This is a genomic window from Thalassospira mesophila (genome assembly GCF_002115755.1).
Classification (GTDB): Bacteria; Pseudomonadota; Alphaproteobacteria; order Rhodospirillales; family Thalassospiraceae; genus Thalassospira; species Thalassospira mesophila.
The window spans coordinates 1-14,643 of the sequence record NZ_JFKA01000019.1; the positions used below are offsets into that span (position 1 = coordinate 1).

Sequence of the window (14,643 nt, forward strand, 5' to 3'; positions counted from 1 at the left end):
GATCACGGAATAGCTACCGGCATTGATATTATCGTTCAGCAGCAAATAACCGGATGTAAAATGCAGGTCATCTTTGGTATGCGTGATCGTACCGATGTTGCCACTTTCAGTCGTCAAATTTTTGCCCGTCATCACGCCATAATGGCTGCTGTCACTGCCACCGGCGATGGTAAAACTGCCGGTGGAAACAGCAACAACGTCCCCGGCAATCGTGCCACTATTCTCAATCAGCATCGAATTTTTGGTTTGGTTGTAGATGGCACTCACATCTGTACTCACAATAGTACCGCTGTTGGAAATAGTTCCGATGCTACCACTCGATTTGATTGCATATTTCCCAGAAATAAAACCTGTATTTACAACTAAACCGGTAGTGCCACCTACATATGTAAGCAATGCCGTATCTGTTGCCGAGATCGTACCGCTGTTTGAGATTGTTGCGATTGACCCGCTATTATAAATAGCTGTTTTCGCTGAAATAGAACCAGAATTGACAATAGACCCTATTGTTTTTGATCCTGCGTTATAAAGTCCGGTATATACAGCTGATATATTTCCGGTATTTTTTATAAATCCTATACTTCCATAGTTATACAACGCTGCAGACGAACCGGTTATCACACCATTGTTAATAACACCGACGACGATGCCAGCATTATTAAACTCCACCTCGGAAGATTCTACGCGACCATTATTTATAAATGTACCAACAGTATCACCTGACTCAATCCGTACGGCAGTATTATTGCCAACCAAGGTAATACCGCTCGCGACCTCAAGACCACCGGCGGTCCATTCGACACAGGTGGAAGAACTCCCAATAGTTGTGTCAGTGGAGACCACAGAACAACTTGAAACAGCCAGGGCAGGACTTGACGTTAACGGAAGGGCACCGATAGCGACCAACGACACCCCTATCAATAGCTGCCCACGAAAGCCCGAAACCCGTTTTGTCATATAATGTCTCCCCCAAAACAAAAAGGACAGCCCCACGCATGACATGCACTGACCATCCTGTTTGACGGAGTAAGCTCTTTTTTTAAAATTTTTTAAAGTAAAATTCGTCGCAAATACTGACAAAATCAGACATTGAGCCAGATTCAGCAAATATTATGAAATGAAAATATTCGGAATATTGTCTATTGCCACAACCATTGATAATAAAAAAATAATTTAACTCTCCACACTGGACGCATTACAGCGGAAACTTATGGTCCTGAAGCGACGATGAGCTGATAGAGAATTTTTCGCGCGATCCCCTAGGTTTTTACAGAAATCTCATAACAGTACGCCACAAAAGTCAGGTTTTCGGTAAAATTTACACGAAACCTAATCCCAACTGACTGATGACAATAATGTCCGTCGGGCGGTTTCAAGATGGTTTTGGAAAAACAGGCGTGCGGCGGCAAAATCGCCCGCTTCAAGAGCATCGATCACTTGCAAATGTTCAATGACAGCCGCCGCATTGCGATTTTTTTCGTCCGCCTTGTTCCAGCGATAATGGTAATGGAAAATCAGGGCGACCAGATCATAAAAATCATCGGCAAAACGATTGTTGTAGGTTGAAATCAGCACCCGGTGAAAGCGGTCATCCAGCCGTGGGAACAACGCATATTTCGCATCGATATCAGTTTGAACGTCCCGATGTTCGATGCCCAGTTGTTGCAGTGTCTTCCAACATGCAGACTGGCGCGCCTGTCGTGTAAAATGGTCAAACGCACGCAATTCGAACATTTCGCGCACATCAAACAATTCCATCGCAAATTCACGGGTAAATCCGTTTAATACCCAATGGCGGTTGGGTTTTTTCTCGATCAGGCCATAGCGCGAGAAGCGGATCAGATATTCACGAACAGAGGATGCACTGACACCGAAGTTTTTTGCCAGTTCACTTTCCCGTAAAACCGTGCCCGGCGCCAAATCACCGCCAACGATATATTGCATAAATGCCGGTTCGATCAGGGCCGATGTCGGGCGGGTTTCGCTGGCCTGAAAATAATCGTCCTTAGTTGGCAGGCGCAAAACCGTTTTTTCGCGCCCTTTCCAGTGGATAATATTTTGATCGGAGAGATGTTCCAATACCGCCCGAACGGTGCTGCGGCTGATCAACCACCGGGCGGCCATTTCCTTTTCCGATGGCAAACACGCACCAGCGCCAACACCCTGAATATGGTCAAGGCAAACGTTGTAAGTTTCCTTGTAAGTCCGGTTTGTTTTGGCCACGTCGTTCTGGTTTCCCCACCCGTTTGGCAAAAAATGCCCGTCCCGGGCAACAAAGGCAATCGCTTTATCCTGACGACGGCACTTTGCTCCGATTTTGCGTCGTAAGTATTTTATGCATAAAAAACAGTTGACGGCAAATTCAGTTTGTTTTTTATGTATAAAATACAATTTGGGCGTCACAGACCCAAAACGCGACCAATAGGGAAATGCCATGACCGCCATGAAAACCATCGTTTGTGTAGAACCCGGCCAGCTTGCCAGCGGAACAGCCCCTTTCCCGTCGCCAAAACCCGGCCACATTCGGGTCGCTATTCGCAGCATCGGCATTTGTGGCACCGATTACCACATCATGGAAGGCCTGCACCCGTTTTTGCAGTATCCCCGCGTCATGGGGCATGAGCTTTCGGGCACCGCCCTTGATGCCTCAACAACCGGCAACATCGCGGTTGGGGATCTGGTTGTGGTCAATCCCTATGTCACCTGTGGCACTTGCCATGCCTGTACAATTGGAAAGCCAAACTGCTGCACATCAATATCGGTTCTGGGGGTGCACGGCGATGGCGGCATGTGCGACCAGATCTGCGTGCCGGAATCAAACCTGTACCCTGCCACCGGCCTAACCGCGCGGGACGCCGCCATGGTTGAATTTTTGGCCATTGGTGCCCATGCCGTTGCACGGTCGCGCCTTCAGGCCGGAACACAGGCGCTGGTTGTGGGTGCCGGGCCGATCGGCATTGGCACCGCCCTGTTTGCCAGCTTTGCCGGGGCCAAAGTAACCCTTCGTGATACCAGCCAAACCCGGCTGGACCGCGCCTGCGCGATGGTTAAGGGATCAAAGGGAGTTCTTGCCAATGACCCGGCGGCAGAATTGCCCGGCGACGGTTTTGAGACCGTTTTTGACGCCACAGGCAATATCAAGGCCATGAATGTTGCGATTAACGACCTGGCCCATGGCGGCACGCTGGTGCTGGTGGGTGTGGTCAAGGGCGAATTGCGCATCGATGACCCGGAATTTCACAAACGCGAAACCACCCTGATGGGCAGCCGCAACGCCCTTAAAGAAGACTTTGAAAAAGTTATGTCCCACATGCGCGCTGGTGATGTGCCGGTTGATTTGCTTAACACCCATGAAGCATCGTTTGACGAAGGCGTGCAACAATTAGCCGCATGGGGCCATAACCGCGAAGATATTGTGAAAGCCATTCTTCATGTCGGTTAGGTTTCCCACCCCGATTATTCAGTTTGGCACCAGCCGTTTTTTGCAGGCCCATTTTGATCTGTTTATTGACGAGGCCCTGCAACGCGGACAGGCCATTGGCCCAATTACCGTTGTGCAATCCAGCGGGGACGCCAGCCGGGCCAGCCGCCTTGCCGCACTGGCCGCCGAGGACGGGTACCCTGTGCATATTCGCGGCCTTGAAAACGGCGTTGTCGTCGACCGGCACCAAAAGGTACGGTCCGTTACCCGCACCCTGTCAACCGCAACCGACTGGCCCAAAATTGCCGCCATTGTTGTTAACGAGGCCGAATATATTGTTTCAAACACCGGTGACGCCGGTTATGCCCCGCACCCCGCCGACAAAAGTACCGAATTTGACCAGGCCATGTCCTTCCCGGCCAAATTGCGGTTGCTGTTAAAGGAACGCTATCTGGCACACGGGCGGCCCCTTACAATTTTGCCCATGGAACTTGTCCCCGCAAATGGAGATGTCCTGCGCGCCTGCGTGCTTGCAATTGCCGCCATTGACGACAGCGAATTTCAAGACTGGCTGGAACACCGGGTCATCTGGGCCAATTCACTGGTGGATCGTATTGTGTCCGAGCCCATCGAACCCGCCGGGGCCATCTGTGAACCCTATGCGCTTTGGGCCGTTGAACAACAAGCCGGGTTAATCCTGCCGTGCTTGCACCCGGCAATTGAACTGGTTGAAACGCTTGATGAAATCGAAGCCTTAAAACTGTTTATCCTTAATCTGGGTCACACCTGGCTTGCCGATCAGTGGCAACGCCATGGCAGCGACAAAGCCATGTCGGTTGTCCGGTTTCTGGAAAACCCGGCCATAACGGAAGCACTTCACGACCTTTACGAACGAGAAGTTATTCCCGGCTTTGCGGCGGCCGGAATGGAAGAGCGCGCCAGAGCCTATCTGGCCACAACGCTGGACCGGTTCCGCAACCCGTTTCTCGATCATCGTCTGGCCGATATTGCCCAAAACCACCGCCAAAAAACCGAACGCCGTATTCAGGGGTTTATGCACTGGGCCCAAAGCCACGGTGACACAACAAAAAAACCAACCCTTGCCGCCATGATCAACAAGGTTCCCGCACCATGAAGATTAACGCCCTTCGCCTTGACGAAACCGACAATGTCCTGATCGCGTTACTGCCATTACTGGCAGGCGATATATCATCCCCCGGCGTTACCACCGCCGAAGATATCGGTGCCGGTCACAAATTTGCCGCCCGCGATATCAAACAGGGCGAGCAGATTGTAAAATACGGTCAGGTCATCGGTGTCGCCACTTCCGATATCGCCACCGGCTGCCTGGTTCATAGCCACAATCTGGCAATGGGCGATGCCCGCCTTGGCGCGGGGGAAACCACCACCCCCACCTTGCCGCGCCCGGCCCGCGACACCTTTATGGGTTATCGTCGTAAAAATGGCCGGGTTGGCACGCGCAATTATATCGGCATTGTCTCGACGGTAAATTGTTCGGCCACGGTATGCCGCGCCATTGCCGAGGCCGCCACCCGCACGCTGTTGCCCAAATATCCCGGTATTGATGGTTTCGCCCCGATTGTTCACGATCAGGGCTGTGGCATGGTTAATCACGGCGAAGGATATGACATTCTGGTCCGCACCCTTGGCGGCTACCGCGATCATGCCAATTTTGGCGGTGTGTTGCTGGTCGGTCTGGGCTGCGAGGTTAACCAGCTGAGTGCATATGGCGAGATGGATGACCCTGAACACGCCGCGCGCTATGCCAGTTTCAACATCCAGTCCGCCGCCGGGTCGTCATCAGCCGTGCGCAAGGCTGTTGAAATTCTCGATGGCATTGCCAAAATCGTCTCGCAGGACCAGCGTGAAACCTGCCCGGCATCTGAACTTGTTTTAGGGATGCAATGTGGCGGGTCCGACGGTTTTTCGGGGCTTTCCGCCAACCCGGCCCTTGGCGTTGCCAGCGATCTTTTGGTTGCAGCAGGTGGCACCAGCCTTTTGTCGGAAACACCCGAAATTTTTGGCGCCGAACATTTGCTGATCGCACGCTCAGACGCCCAAACCGGCGCGCGCATCGCCGAAATGATCGAATGGTGGAAAGACTACGCCGAAAAGAACAATGCCACGCTGGATAACAACCCGTCCCCGGGCAACAAACGGGGCGGTTTGACCACCATTTTGGAAAAATCGCTGGGTGCTGTTGCCAAATCGGGCCGGGCACCGGTTTCCGATGCCATCGGCTATGCCTACCCGGTGCGCAAACACGGGCTGGTTTACATGGATAGCCCCGGTTATGACCCGGTTTCGGCCACCGGCCAGGTTGCCAGCGGGGCCAATATCATTGCCTTTACCACCGGTCGCGGGTCGTGTTTTGGTGCCAAACCGGCACCGTCGCTAAAACTGGCATCCAGCAGCACACTGTTTGCCCGCATGCCCGAAGACATGGACATTGATTGCGGCACCGTCATTACCGGCCTGCAAACCCACGACGAACTGGGGCTGCAAATTTACAACACCCTTTTGGATACGGCATCGGGTGCCAAAACCAAAAGCGAAGATTTTGGCTATGGCGACAATGAATTTGTGCCGTGGAAAATCGGTGCTGTTCTTTAAGCACCGCTAAGCCTCAACACTTTGCCGAAACACAACACCCTTTGGCAGGTTTGCAAAAAATCAACCCGCAAACCTGCCTTTCCGCCACCTGGCGGCAAAACCAATAATAATGAAGATCAAATAATTCATATTACTCAACGGGAGGAAACCCCTGAATGTTCAAGTCACTTAAGGCCATAGTTCCATCAACAGCACTGGTTGCGGCAACGCTTGCCTTTGGCCTTGTCACATCGGCACAGGCCACAACGGTTCTGAAATTCGCCCATGTTTATGATGAATCAACGCCGTACCATAAGGTGCTGCTTGACGCGGCCAAGGAAATCAAAGCCAAGACCGATGACCGCTATGAAATGCAGGTCTTTCCGTCATCTTCGCTGGGCAATGAAGAATCCATCAATGAAGGCCTGTCGCTGGGCACAGTGGACCTGATCTATACCGGCCCCGCCTTTATGGCACAAAGCTACCCCGATATCGGCCTGATCGATTACCCGTTTGTCTTTCGCAATTACGACCATTGGGAAGCCTTCTGGAACAGCGATCTGCGCGATGAAATGGCAAAGGGCTATCAGGACGCGACCGGCAACGTCCTGATCACGCACACCTATTATGGCACCCGTCAGGTAACCGCGAACAAGCCAATCCTCAAACCTTCCGACATGAAGGGCCTTAAAATTCGCGTGCCGAACGCACCGGCCTATACCCTGTTCCCCAAGGCCGTTGGCGCCAACCCCACCCCGATGGCCTTTTCCGAGGTTTACCTTGGCCTGCAGCAGGGTGTTGTCGATGCCCAGGAAAACCCGTTGCCGACCATCAAGGCAGGCCAGTTTTATGAAGTACAAAGCGATATCAGCCTGACGGGTCATACCATTGCGACCCTGACCACCCTGATGTCTGGCACCACCTATGACAATATCGACGAAGCAGACCGCAAAATCATTATCGGTATTTTGCGTGATGCCTCGGCCACAGCCACCAAAGAAGTCCGCGATCAGGAAGCTTCTCTGGTTCAGTGGTTCAAGGATAAAGGTGTAAAGGTTCATGATGTTGACCGCCAGCCGTTCATGGACATTGTTCAGCCGTTGCTGAAAGGCAAGGACATGCCATGGTCGCCGGAAACGTTTGACCGTTTGCAGGCTATTGGCAAGTAATTTGCTTGTCTGTGCCTGACCAATGGGACGGATGGGGTGTCTCCCTGCTTCATCCGTCCTGTCTTGCTGTTTGATGCTGAAGGTGGCCCATGAACGACCTTTCAAGCGACAGTGAAATTGCCAAGGAAATCACCAGCCAGATTGATGCCCAACAAACCGATATCAGCGATATTTCCTGGTGGGATGCACCAATATTCGCGGTGTTCTGGGCGTTAATTCTTGTTGTTTTCCTGCAATTTTTTTCGCGCTATGTGCTGAATAATTCCATTTCCTGGACCGAGGAAATCGCCCGCTATTTGTTAATCGTCGTGACGTTTTCCGGTGCCGCCATTTGTGCGCGCAAGAAAAGCCACATCTATCTCGATTTTTTCCATCTTTACCTGCCCAAGGCAGCATCGCGCGCCTTGTTTTTCCTGATGGATTTGATAACAGCGGCTTTTTTTGCCTATGCCGCATGGTCAGGCGTTATGCTGGCAAACCGCATGGGCCGCCAACGCATGATCAGCATTGATATTTCACGATCCTGGATGTTCTGGGCCGTTGTTATCTGTCTGGCCATTACGGCCCTTGTCACGCTGGTTCGAGCATTTCATTCCCTGCGGAGACCTGCGCCATGAGCTTGGCCATTATGTTTATTTTGCTGGCTGTGCTGCTGGTGTGTGGTGCGCCGGTTGCCGTTGCGCTGGCCGGGTCGTCGCTGGCCTATCTTTTCATTGCAGGCATGCCGCCCATTACCATGCTGCACAACATGATCAACGGGGTTAACAGCTTTCCATTGCTGGCTGTGCCGTTTTTCATTATGGCCGGTCATTTGATGAATACCGGGGGCATTACGGTACGTATTTTCAATTTTGCCCGCGCCATTGTCGGCTGGATGCCCGGTGGGCTGGGGCATGTGAATGTCGGGGCCAGTGTCATTTTTGCCGGAATGTCGGGTGCTGCTGTCGCCGATGCCGGTGGCCTTGGCAATGTCGAAATCAAGGCCATGCGCGATGCCGGGTATGATACCGCCTTTGCCGTTGGCATTACCGCAGCGTCTTCTACCATTGGCCCTATCATTCCGCCGTCGCTGCCGCTGGTTTTATATGGCGTTATTGCCCAGGTTTCGATCGGGCAGTTATTTCTGGCAGGCATCATCCCCGGCCTGCTGATGGCTGTTGCCCTTATGATTATGGTCGCGTGGTATTCGCGGCGCCGGAACTATCCGCGTGACCTCGCCTTTTCGTGGGTCATTCTGGGCAAGGCCAGCAAGGATGCCTTCCTGCCGTTGATGACGCCGGTGATTATTATTGGCGGCATCTCAACCGGTCTGTTCACTCCGACAGAAGCCGCCGTCGGCGCTGTGGCCTATTCGCTGGTACTGGGCACCGTAATTTATCGCACCTTGACCATCCGCCACTTGCTGCGTGTGACCATGGATACGGTTGAAACCACGGCTGCCATTATGCTGATTGTGGGTGCCGCCGCCGTTTTCGCCTGGATTTTAACCGCCAACCAGTCGGCTCAGCATCTGGCGAACTTTGTGCTTGGTTTTACCGACAATAAAAACCTGATCATTGTCCTGATCATGCTGCTGGTTCTCGTCGTTGGCTGCTTTATGGAAACCATTGCCGCCATCACCATTTTAGTGCCGGTATTGTTGCCAGTTGCCCATAGCGTGGGGATTGACCCGGTTCACCTTGGCATCATCGTTATTCTGAATTTAATGCTGGGCTTGCTCACGCCACCGGTTGGTATGGTGCTTTATGTGCTGTCGCGCGTTTCCGGCGTACGGTTTGAAGAATGTGTGAAGGCAACAGCTCCTTTCCTCATTCCGCTTTTGATCGTGCTGTTCTTGCTGGCTTTCATCCCGCAACTCAGCATGGCACTGCCGACCCTGCTTTATCGTTAAGCCCGGTTCCAGCCCTTTTTACACCGGCACAGGCCCACCGAAAACAGGTGGTCCTGTGCCGTTTTTATATTCCCCGAACAAACCCGGCTGGGCTTTGGGCAAAATCACATCGCTCGCCAAACCGGCCCGCACCACCTCCCTATTCAAATCAACAATCATTTCATCCCGTTTGCTGATGTTTTTTAACTGCTTTACTCTTGACATATGACTTATGACATAAGATGATGAAGCACCGGGAACAACCCGGACAAAAACACGCAAAAATGCGATATCCTTTCGGGAGGAAATATAATGAAACGGACTTTAGTCGCCCTTGGTGCGATTGCCCTCGCCTGTGCAAGTTTTTCCCAATCCGCTTTTGCCAAATGGCCCGAACGGGCTGTTACCATTATTGTGCCGTGGTCAGCCGGTGGCGGCACCGATGCCACGGCTCGTGCCGTTGCCCAGCAACTTGAACAACGCCTTGGTCAGCCAGTTAACGTTGTAAACCGGACCGGTGGTGGCGGCGTAGTTGGCCATGTTGCCATCGCCAATGCGCCAGCTGATGGCTATACGCTAGGCGTTGTGACCATCGAAATGACCATGTATGACGCACAGGGTATTCCCGGTGCCACACCCGAAGATTTCACCCTGATCGGTCGTTTTAATGCCGACCCGATTGCGGTAAATGTACGCGCCGATGCGCCCTATAACAGTGTTGAAGACCTGATCAAGGCGGTCAAAGCCCATCCCGGCGATATCAAAGCATCCGGGGCAAACCGGGGTGGCCTGTCGCATCTGGCCTGGGCGGGCTTGTTAAACACGCTTGATGTTAACCCCGATGCCAGCCCGTGGATTGCATCGGATGGTGCCGCCCCGGCTATGCAGCAACTTGCCGCAGGTGCCATTGATGTTGTCTCAACATCCCCGGCCGAAGCACGGTCGCTGGTTGAAGCCGGCGAAGCCAAAACGCTGGCCCTTGTTTCAAACGAACGCAGCGATGCCTGGCCTGACCTTACCACCACCACCGAGGCCTTCAACATCAATTGGTCGCCCCTGCCATTTCGCGGGTTAGCCGCCCCCAAGGGCCTGCCGGACGACATCACAAAAACGCTGTCAAAAACCCTGAAAGACATTACTGAAGACCGGGAATTCCATAAATTCATGGCATCGCGCGGGTTTTCGGTTGCCTATCAGAACAGCACAGATTTCACCAAAACCGTCATGCAATCGCGTGAAGGGCTGGTGAAAACCATGAAGACCCTGGGACTGGCGAAATAACGATAGGCTGGAGCATTACCATGCGTATCGATGACCGCCTTACCGGTTTGATATTCGCCGTTCTTGGATGTGGGGTCATCTTTCTGGCACAGCAGCTTCCCGCTGTGCCAGGAACCACCTTTGGCCCCAACCTGATGCCAACTTTGATTGGCGTTGCCATGCTGGGGCTGTCGCTCAAAATCATGATTGCCGCGCTGCGTACTACGCATCACGGGCCGTGGTTCGATATATCGGCCTGGCAGGGTCGCACACGCGGCATTATCAGCGCGATCTGGACCATGACCGGTGTGCTTGTGGCCATTTACGCCCTGCCGGTCATCGGCTTTCCCCTTCTCGGGCTGGTCTACACCATCGGGTTGATGCTGCTTTTGCAAATCCGCCTCGTTATTGCGCTGCCGGTTGGTCTGATCGTGATTTTGGGCCTGCAATATGTATTTGCGCAAATCCTGTATGTTCCGCTGTCGGCGGGGCCACTTCCTTTGCCGTGGTGACAAGCATGACATTTGAAACATTCGCTACCGCTGCAAATATCGTTTTTCAGGCCCCGGTCCTGCTCGCCATTCTGGGCGGTGCGGTTTATGGCCTGTTTATCGGGGCCATACCGGGCCTGACCGCCACCATGGCAACGGCCCTTCTGGTGCCATTAACCTTTTATCTGGACCCGGTGCCTGCGATTGCCCTGATCGTTTCAACAACTGCCATGGCGATTACTGCCGGGGATATTCCCGGTGCGCTGTTACGGATCCCCGGCACCCCGGCATCGGCCGCCTATGTCGATGAATCCTATGCCCTGACCATGAAAGGCAAGGCCGAAACCGCGCTTAGCATCGGTATTTTCTTTTCTGCATGTGGCGGGCTTGTCGGGGCGGTTGTGTTGCTGGTGACCGGGCCGCTTCTGGCCCATGTCGCCCTGATGTTTTCCAGCTTTGAATTTTTCTGGCTCGCCATGCTGGGCCTGATGACATCCGCTCTGGTCAGCAGCAGCGACCCGGCACGGGGCTTTATATCCTTGCTGATCGGGTTGTTAATCGCAACGGTCGGGCTTGATGTCACCAGTGGTCAGCCCCGGTTTACCTTTGGCTCTATCGACCTTATGGGCGGGGTCAGCTTTATTCCCGTTATGATCGGCATGTTTGCCTTTGCCGAGGTTTTGCGCGGGTTTTCCGCCAACGCATCATTCCCCCCGGCCCCCGATACGTCACGGGCGCGTCCGTTTCATGGCATGGGGCGTTTGCTGATGCGCTATCCATTCAGCTTTTTGCGTGGCGCATCGCTGGGCACGGCGGTTGGGGCATTGCCCGGTGTGGGCGGCGACGTTGCCGCCTGGATCGCCTATGGCATGAGCAAACGGATGTCGAAAACTCCGGAAAAATTTGGCACCGGCCACGAAGAAGGCCTGATCGAAGCCAGCACGTCAAACAATGCCGGACTTTCAAGCGCCTGGATACCGGCCCTGGTTTTTGGCATTCCCGGCGATGCGGTTACCGCCATCGCAGTTGGTGTTCTGTTTATGAAGGGCCTTAACCCCGGGCCGCGCCTGTTTGTCGAAAACCCGTCCATGCCCACCGCAATCATCATGACGTTTTTCCTCGCCAATCTGTTGCTGTTCCCCATCGGGTATCTGGCAATCAAAGGGGCGCGTCGGGTTTTGTCGGTGCCGCGCGGCGTCATTGTGCCAGTTGTTCTGGCCTGCTGCGTTCTGGGATCCTTCGCAATTAACAATTCCACCTTCGATATCGGCGTCATGTTTGTCGCTGGCATCGTTGGTTACCTGCTTGAAGAAAACGGTTTTCCCATTGCGCCGATCATTCTGGGGCTTGTTCTGGGGCCGGTTCTTGAACGCAACTTCATTATGTCGATGCAAATCGCCAACGGAGATCTTCTCGGGTTTTTTGACCGACCAATCGCAGCAGTACTGGGCGTCATCGTTTGTTCGCTGCTGATCCTGCCCATTGCCCGTGCCACCTGGCGCCGCGTGGGCCGGGCAAAACACCCGTCAACATTATCCACACATACGTCAGACCACGAACAAGAGAGAAACGAACATGGTTGATATTTTCAGCGTTAAAAACAAAGTCATCGTCGTCACCGGTGGTCTGGGACAATTGGGCACGCAATTTTCCCAGTCTTTGGCACAGGCCGGGGCGAAAGTTGCCATCTATAGCCGCCGCCCGTTTGACCGCAACCAGATTGCCGAAAAATTCCCCGATGTTGCCGACAATATCCGGGTTTATGTTGCCAGTGTTACCGACAAGGAAGCCCTGCAAAAAGCAACCGACCTTTTGGTTGCCGACTGGGGTGTGCCCGATGTGCTGGTCAACAATGCCGGGATTGATTCCAAACCCGACGGATCGGCCGAACAAAACGCCCCGTTCGAGGATTACCCCCAGCGGTACTGGGATGAAATTATTGATACCAACCTGACCGGCGTCATGCTGACCAGCCAGGTCATTGGCAGCAAAATGGCAAAAGCCGGGCGGGGATCGATCATTAATGTCGGGTCGATTTACGGCATGGTGTCGCCCAATCAATCCCTGTATGCCTACCGTGAAGAACGCGACGGGGTGCCATTTGTGAAGGCCATTTCCTATGCCGCGTCCAAGTCGGCCTTATTAAACTTAACCCGTTATCTTGCCACCTATTGGGGCACCAAAGGGGTGCGCACCAACCTGATTTCCTTTGGCGGTGTTAAAACAGCCAGCTTTGACAAGGAATTCATTGATGCGTTTCTTGATCGCGTCCCCATGCGCCGCCAGGCTGAAATCACCGAATATAACGGCGTGATCCGTTTTCTTGCATCTGACGCGTCATCCTATATGACAGGATCAAACGTTGTGGTTGATGGAGGGTTTACAGCATGGTGATAGAAGGTGCGTCGCGCCCGGCAGATCGTGAAAGACTGCATTTAAGCGTGGCCGAGGACCTTGAAAACCGGATTTTAAGCGGCAACCTGCCCATTGGCGACCGCCTGCCATCGGAAAGTGCCATCGCGCGCGATTTCAATGTCAGCACGCGGTCGGTGCGCGAGGCGATGCAAATTCTGGAAACCAAGGGGCTGGTCCGGCGCAAACATGGCGAACGCGCCATGATTGTTCGTGACGATGTTGCCGAATTTCTCGGCACCTTGGCCACAACCGTGCGGCAGCTGTTTTCCACCAACCCGGACTATCTGGTTCAGTTGATGGATGTTCGACGCATGATTGAGGTTGAAGTCATCGGTGCCCTTGTTACCCGGGAAAACCCGATCACGCCGGAAATTGACAAGGCGATGAACAATCTGCGGGAAACGGCACACGCAGGCGAATTTGGCAAATTCACCGATTGCGATGCTGCCTTTCACCGCGCGCTGGTGCAGTCCGCCGGCAACGATGTGATGGCCGTTTTATACAATAATCTGTACGGGCTGATCACGGATGTTATCCGCGTGACCAGCCGGGTGCCGGTGAAATCGCTTGATGTTGCCTGCGCAGAACACGAACACCTGTATGACCTGATTAAAAACCGCGATGAAGCGACCGCCAAACAAGCCATTGCCGCGCATATCAACAATAGCAGCGCATATTTGCAGGTCGCCATCGCCAAAGCCCAGAACAAGGAAACCCAAGAATGACCACCAATAAATTCGACTATTCAGACACCGACTGGGACGCCATCGAACGCCTGAAAAAATGGTATTCGGGCGACATCCACGACAGCATGGAACATCTGGGCCTGTGGGGCTATCTGGGCGGTATTTCGCTATTTGGTACGTTGGCACCAGGCGAAGTCGTTTGTGGCCCTGCGGTGACGGTTTTGTTTGAACCATCTGATCGCAAGGGCGAACCGCAGGATGTGTATCACAATGCCATTGATAACGCGCCCAAAGGCGGCATTATGGTGGTTGATGCATCTTGCGCCGATGGGTCCTGCACAGGCGAGTTGATGTCCACCGGGTCAAAAACCCGGGGTCTTGCCGCCACCATCGTCAATGGCACGGTGCGCGATCTGGCCCAGGTGCGTGAGCTGGGTTATCCGTTATTTGGCACGCACCCCAGCCCGGTTGGTGTTACCGGCAAAAAAGAACCTCGCCATTCGCAGGTACCCGTAACCATTGCCGGTGTCACCATTCGCTCCGGCGATGTGATTTTTGCAGATATTGACGGCGTTGTCGCCCTGCCCAAGGAACAGCTGGTTGCCATTGCCGATGCTGCCGATGAGTTAGGCAAGAACGAACAATCCGCCCGCGATCGTTTGCTGACGGGCGAAAAACTGCAATCTGTCTGGCCTGCGGCCTAACAGGCGCACAATAA

Annotated in this window: 15 protein-coding genes; 12 read left to right on the forward strand and 3 right to left on the reverse strand. The window is 53.6% G+C overall.

Annotated features, from left to right (window positions below; all coding sequences use genetic code 11):
* Positions 1 to 957: hypothetical protein (locus tag TMES_RS22725; protein WP_211275982.1), on the reverse strand; the 957-nt coding region annotated here is incomplete at its 3' end.
* 372 nt (positions 958 to 1,329) lie between these two features.
* A complete protein-coding gene (locus TMES_RS21135; protein WP_085586387.1) occupies positions 1,330 to 2,223 on the reverse strand; it encodes a GntR family transcriptional regulator in 894 nt (297 codons plus the stop codon).
* 211 nt (positions 2,224 to 2,434) lie between these two features.
* Here TMES_RS21135 and TMES_RS21140 point away from each other — a divergent pair, with 211 nt between their 5' ends.
* The 6 genes from TMES_RS21140 to TMES_RS21165 all read left to right on the forward strand — a co-directional run bounded on the left by TMES_RS21140 (position 2,435) and on the right by TMES_RS21165 (position 9,094).
* Positions 2,435 to 3,442, forward strand: coding sequence for a zinc-binding alcohol dehydrogenase family protein (locus TMES_RS21140; protein ID WP_085586329.1), 1,008 nt, complete (start codon positions 2,435 to 2,437; stop codon positions 3,440 to 3,442).
* Positions 3,432 to 4,556, forward strand: coding sequence for a mannitol dehydrogenase family protein (locus tag TMES_RS21145; RefSeq protein ID WP_085586331.1), 1,125 nt, complete (start codon positions 3,432 to 3,434; stop codon positions 4,554 to 4,556). Before TMES_RS21140 ends, TMES_RS21145 begins: the two co-directional genes overlap by 11 nt.
* Entirely contained in the window at positions 4,553 to 6,055 is a 1,503-nt protein-coding gene (locus tag TMES_RS21150; protein WP_085586333.1) for a UxaA family hydrolase, read from the forward strand. The genes TMES_RS21145 and TMES_RS21150 overlap by 4 nt, the downstream gene beginning before the upstream one ends.
* Before the next feature lie 155 nt (positions 6,056 to 6,210).
* Entirely contained in the window at positions 6,211 to 7,203 is a 993-nt protein-coding gene (locus TMES_RS21155; RefSeq protein ID WP_085586335.1) for a sialic acid TRAP transporter substrate-binding protein SiaP, read from the forward strand.
* 89 nt (positions 7,204 to 7,292) lie between these two features.
* Positions 7,293 to 7,820 (forward strand): TRAP transporter small permease, encoded by a 528-nt coding sequence (locus TMES_RS21160; RefSeq protein WP_085586337.1) that lies wholly within the window; start codon positions 7,293 to 7,295, stop codon positions 7,818 to 7,820.
* Entirely contained in the window at positions 7,817 to 9,094 is a 1,278-nt protein-coding gene (locus TMES_RS21165; protein ID WP_085586339.1) for a TRAP transporter large permease, read from the forward strand. The genes TMES_RS21160 and TMES_RS21165 overlap by 4 nt, the downstream gene beginning before the upstream one ends.
* 18 nt (positions 9,095 to 9,112) lie before the next feature.
* Here TMES_RS21165 and TMES_RS21170 read toward each other — a convergent pair whose 3' ends face one another.
* The gene (locus TMES_RS21170; RefSeq protein WP_085586341.1) at positions 9,113 to 9,355 is read right to left on the reverse strand and encodes a hypothetical protein; all 243 of its coding nucleotides are present in this window, start codon (positions 9,353 to 9,355) and stop codon (positions 9,113 to 9,115) included.
* A 30-nt stretch (positions 9,356 to 9,385) separates the two neighbouring features.
* Between TMES_RS21170 and TMES_RS21175 the strand changes: the two genes are divergently transcribed.
* From TMES_RS21175 to TMES_RS21200, 6 genes are read left to right on the forward strand one after another with little or no spacing between them, the layout of a single operon-like run.
* Positions 9,386 to 10,354, forward strand: a complete 969-nt coding sequence (locus TMES_RS21175) for a tripartite tricarboxylate transporter substrate binding protein (protein WP_085586343.1) — start codon at positions 9,386 to 9,388, stop codon at positions 10,352 to 10,354.
* A gap of 20 nt (positions 10,355 to 10,374) precedes the next feature.
* On the forward strand, positions 10,375 to 10,845 hold the full coding sequence (locus TMES_RS21180; protein ID WP_085586345.1) for a tripartite tricarboxylate transporter TctB family protein: 471 nt from the start codon (positions 10,375 to 10,377) through the stop codon (positions 10,843 to 10,845).
* Positions 10,846 to 10,850: 5 nt separating this feature from the next.
* Complete coding sequence (locus TMES_RS21185; RefSeq protein WP_085586347.1) at positions 10,851 to 12,407, forward strand: tripartite tricarboxylate transporter permease; 1,557 nt, start codon at positions 10,851 to 10,853, stop codon at positions 12,405 to 12,407.
* Positions 12,400 to 13,218 (forward strand): SDR family oxidoreductase, encoded by an 819-nt coding sequence (locus tag TMES_RS21190; protein ID WP_085586349.1) that lies wholly within the window; start codon positions 12,400 to 12,402, stop codon positions 13,216 to 13,218. Before TMES_RS21185 ends, TMES_RS21190 begins: the two co-directional genes overlap by 8 nt.
* A complete protein-coding gene (locus TMES_RS21195; protein WP_085586351.1) occupies positions 13,212 to 13,964 on the forward strand; it encodes a FadR/GntR family transcriptional regulator in 753 nt (250 codons plus the stop codon). Before TMES_RS21190 ends, TMES_RS21195 begins: the two co-directional genes overlap by 7 nt.
* Positions 13,961 to 14,629, forward strand: a complete 669-nt coding sequence (locus TMES_RS21200) for an RraA family protein (RefSeq protein WP_085586353.1) — start codon at positions 13,961 to 13,963, stop codon at positions 14,627 to 14,629. Before TMES_RS21195 ends, TMES_RS21200 begins: the two co-directional genes overlap by 4 nt.
* Positions 14,630 to 14,643 lie beyond the last annotated feature (14 nt).

Coding starts and splice junctions, on each gene's coding strand:
- TMES_RS21140 (WP_085586329.1), top strand. CDS start 2,435: ATGACCGCCATGAAAACCATCGTTTGTGTAGAACCCGGCCAGCTTGCC.
- TMES_RS21145 (WP_085586331.1), top strand. CDS start 3,432: ATGTCGGTTAGGTTTCCCACCCCGATTATTCAGTTTGGCACCAGCCGT.
- TMES_RS21150 (WP_085586333.1), top strand. CDS start 4,553: ATGAAGATTAACGCCCTTCGCCTTGACGAAACCGACAATGTCCTGATC.
- TMES_RS21155 (WP_085586335.1), top strand. CDS start 6,211: ATGTTCAAGTCACTTAAGGCCATAGTTCCATCAACAGCACTGGTTGCG.
- TMES_RS21160 (WP_085586337.1), top strand. CDS start 7,293: ATGAACGACCTTTCAAGCGACAGTGAAATTGCCAAGGAAATCACCAGC.
- TMES_RS21165 (WP_085586339.1), top strand. CDS start 7,817: ATGAGCTTGGCCATTATGTTTATTTTGCTGGCTGTGCTGCTGGTGTGT.
- TMES_RS21175 (WP_085586343.1), top strand. CDS start 9,386: ATGAAACGGACTTTAGTCGCCCTTGGTGCGATTGCCCTCGCCTGTGCA.
- TMES_RS21180 (WP_085586345.1), top strand. CDS start 10,375: ATGCGTATCGATGACCGCCTTACCGGTTTGATATTCGCCGTTCTTGGA.
- TMES_RS21185 (WP_085586347.1), top strand. CDS start 10,851: ATGACATTTGAAACATTCGCTACCGCTGCAAATATCGTTTTTCAGGCC.
- TMES_RS21190 (WP_085586349.1), top strand. CDS start 12,400: ATGGTTGATATTTTCAGCGTTAAAAACAAAGTCATCGTCGTCACCGGT.
- TMES_RS21195 (WP_085586351.1), top strand. CDS start 13,212: ATGGTGATAGAAGGTGCGTCGCGCCCGGCAGATCGTGAAAGACTGCAT.
- TMES_RS21200 (WP_085586353.1), top strand. CDS start 13,961: ATGACCACCAATAAATTCGACTATTCAGACACCGACTGGGACGCCATC.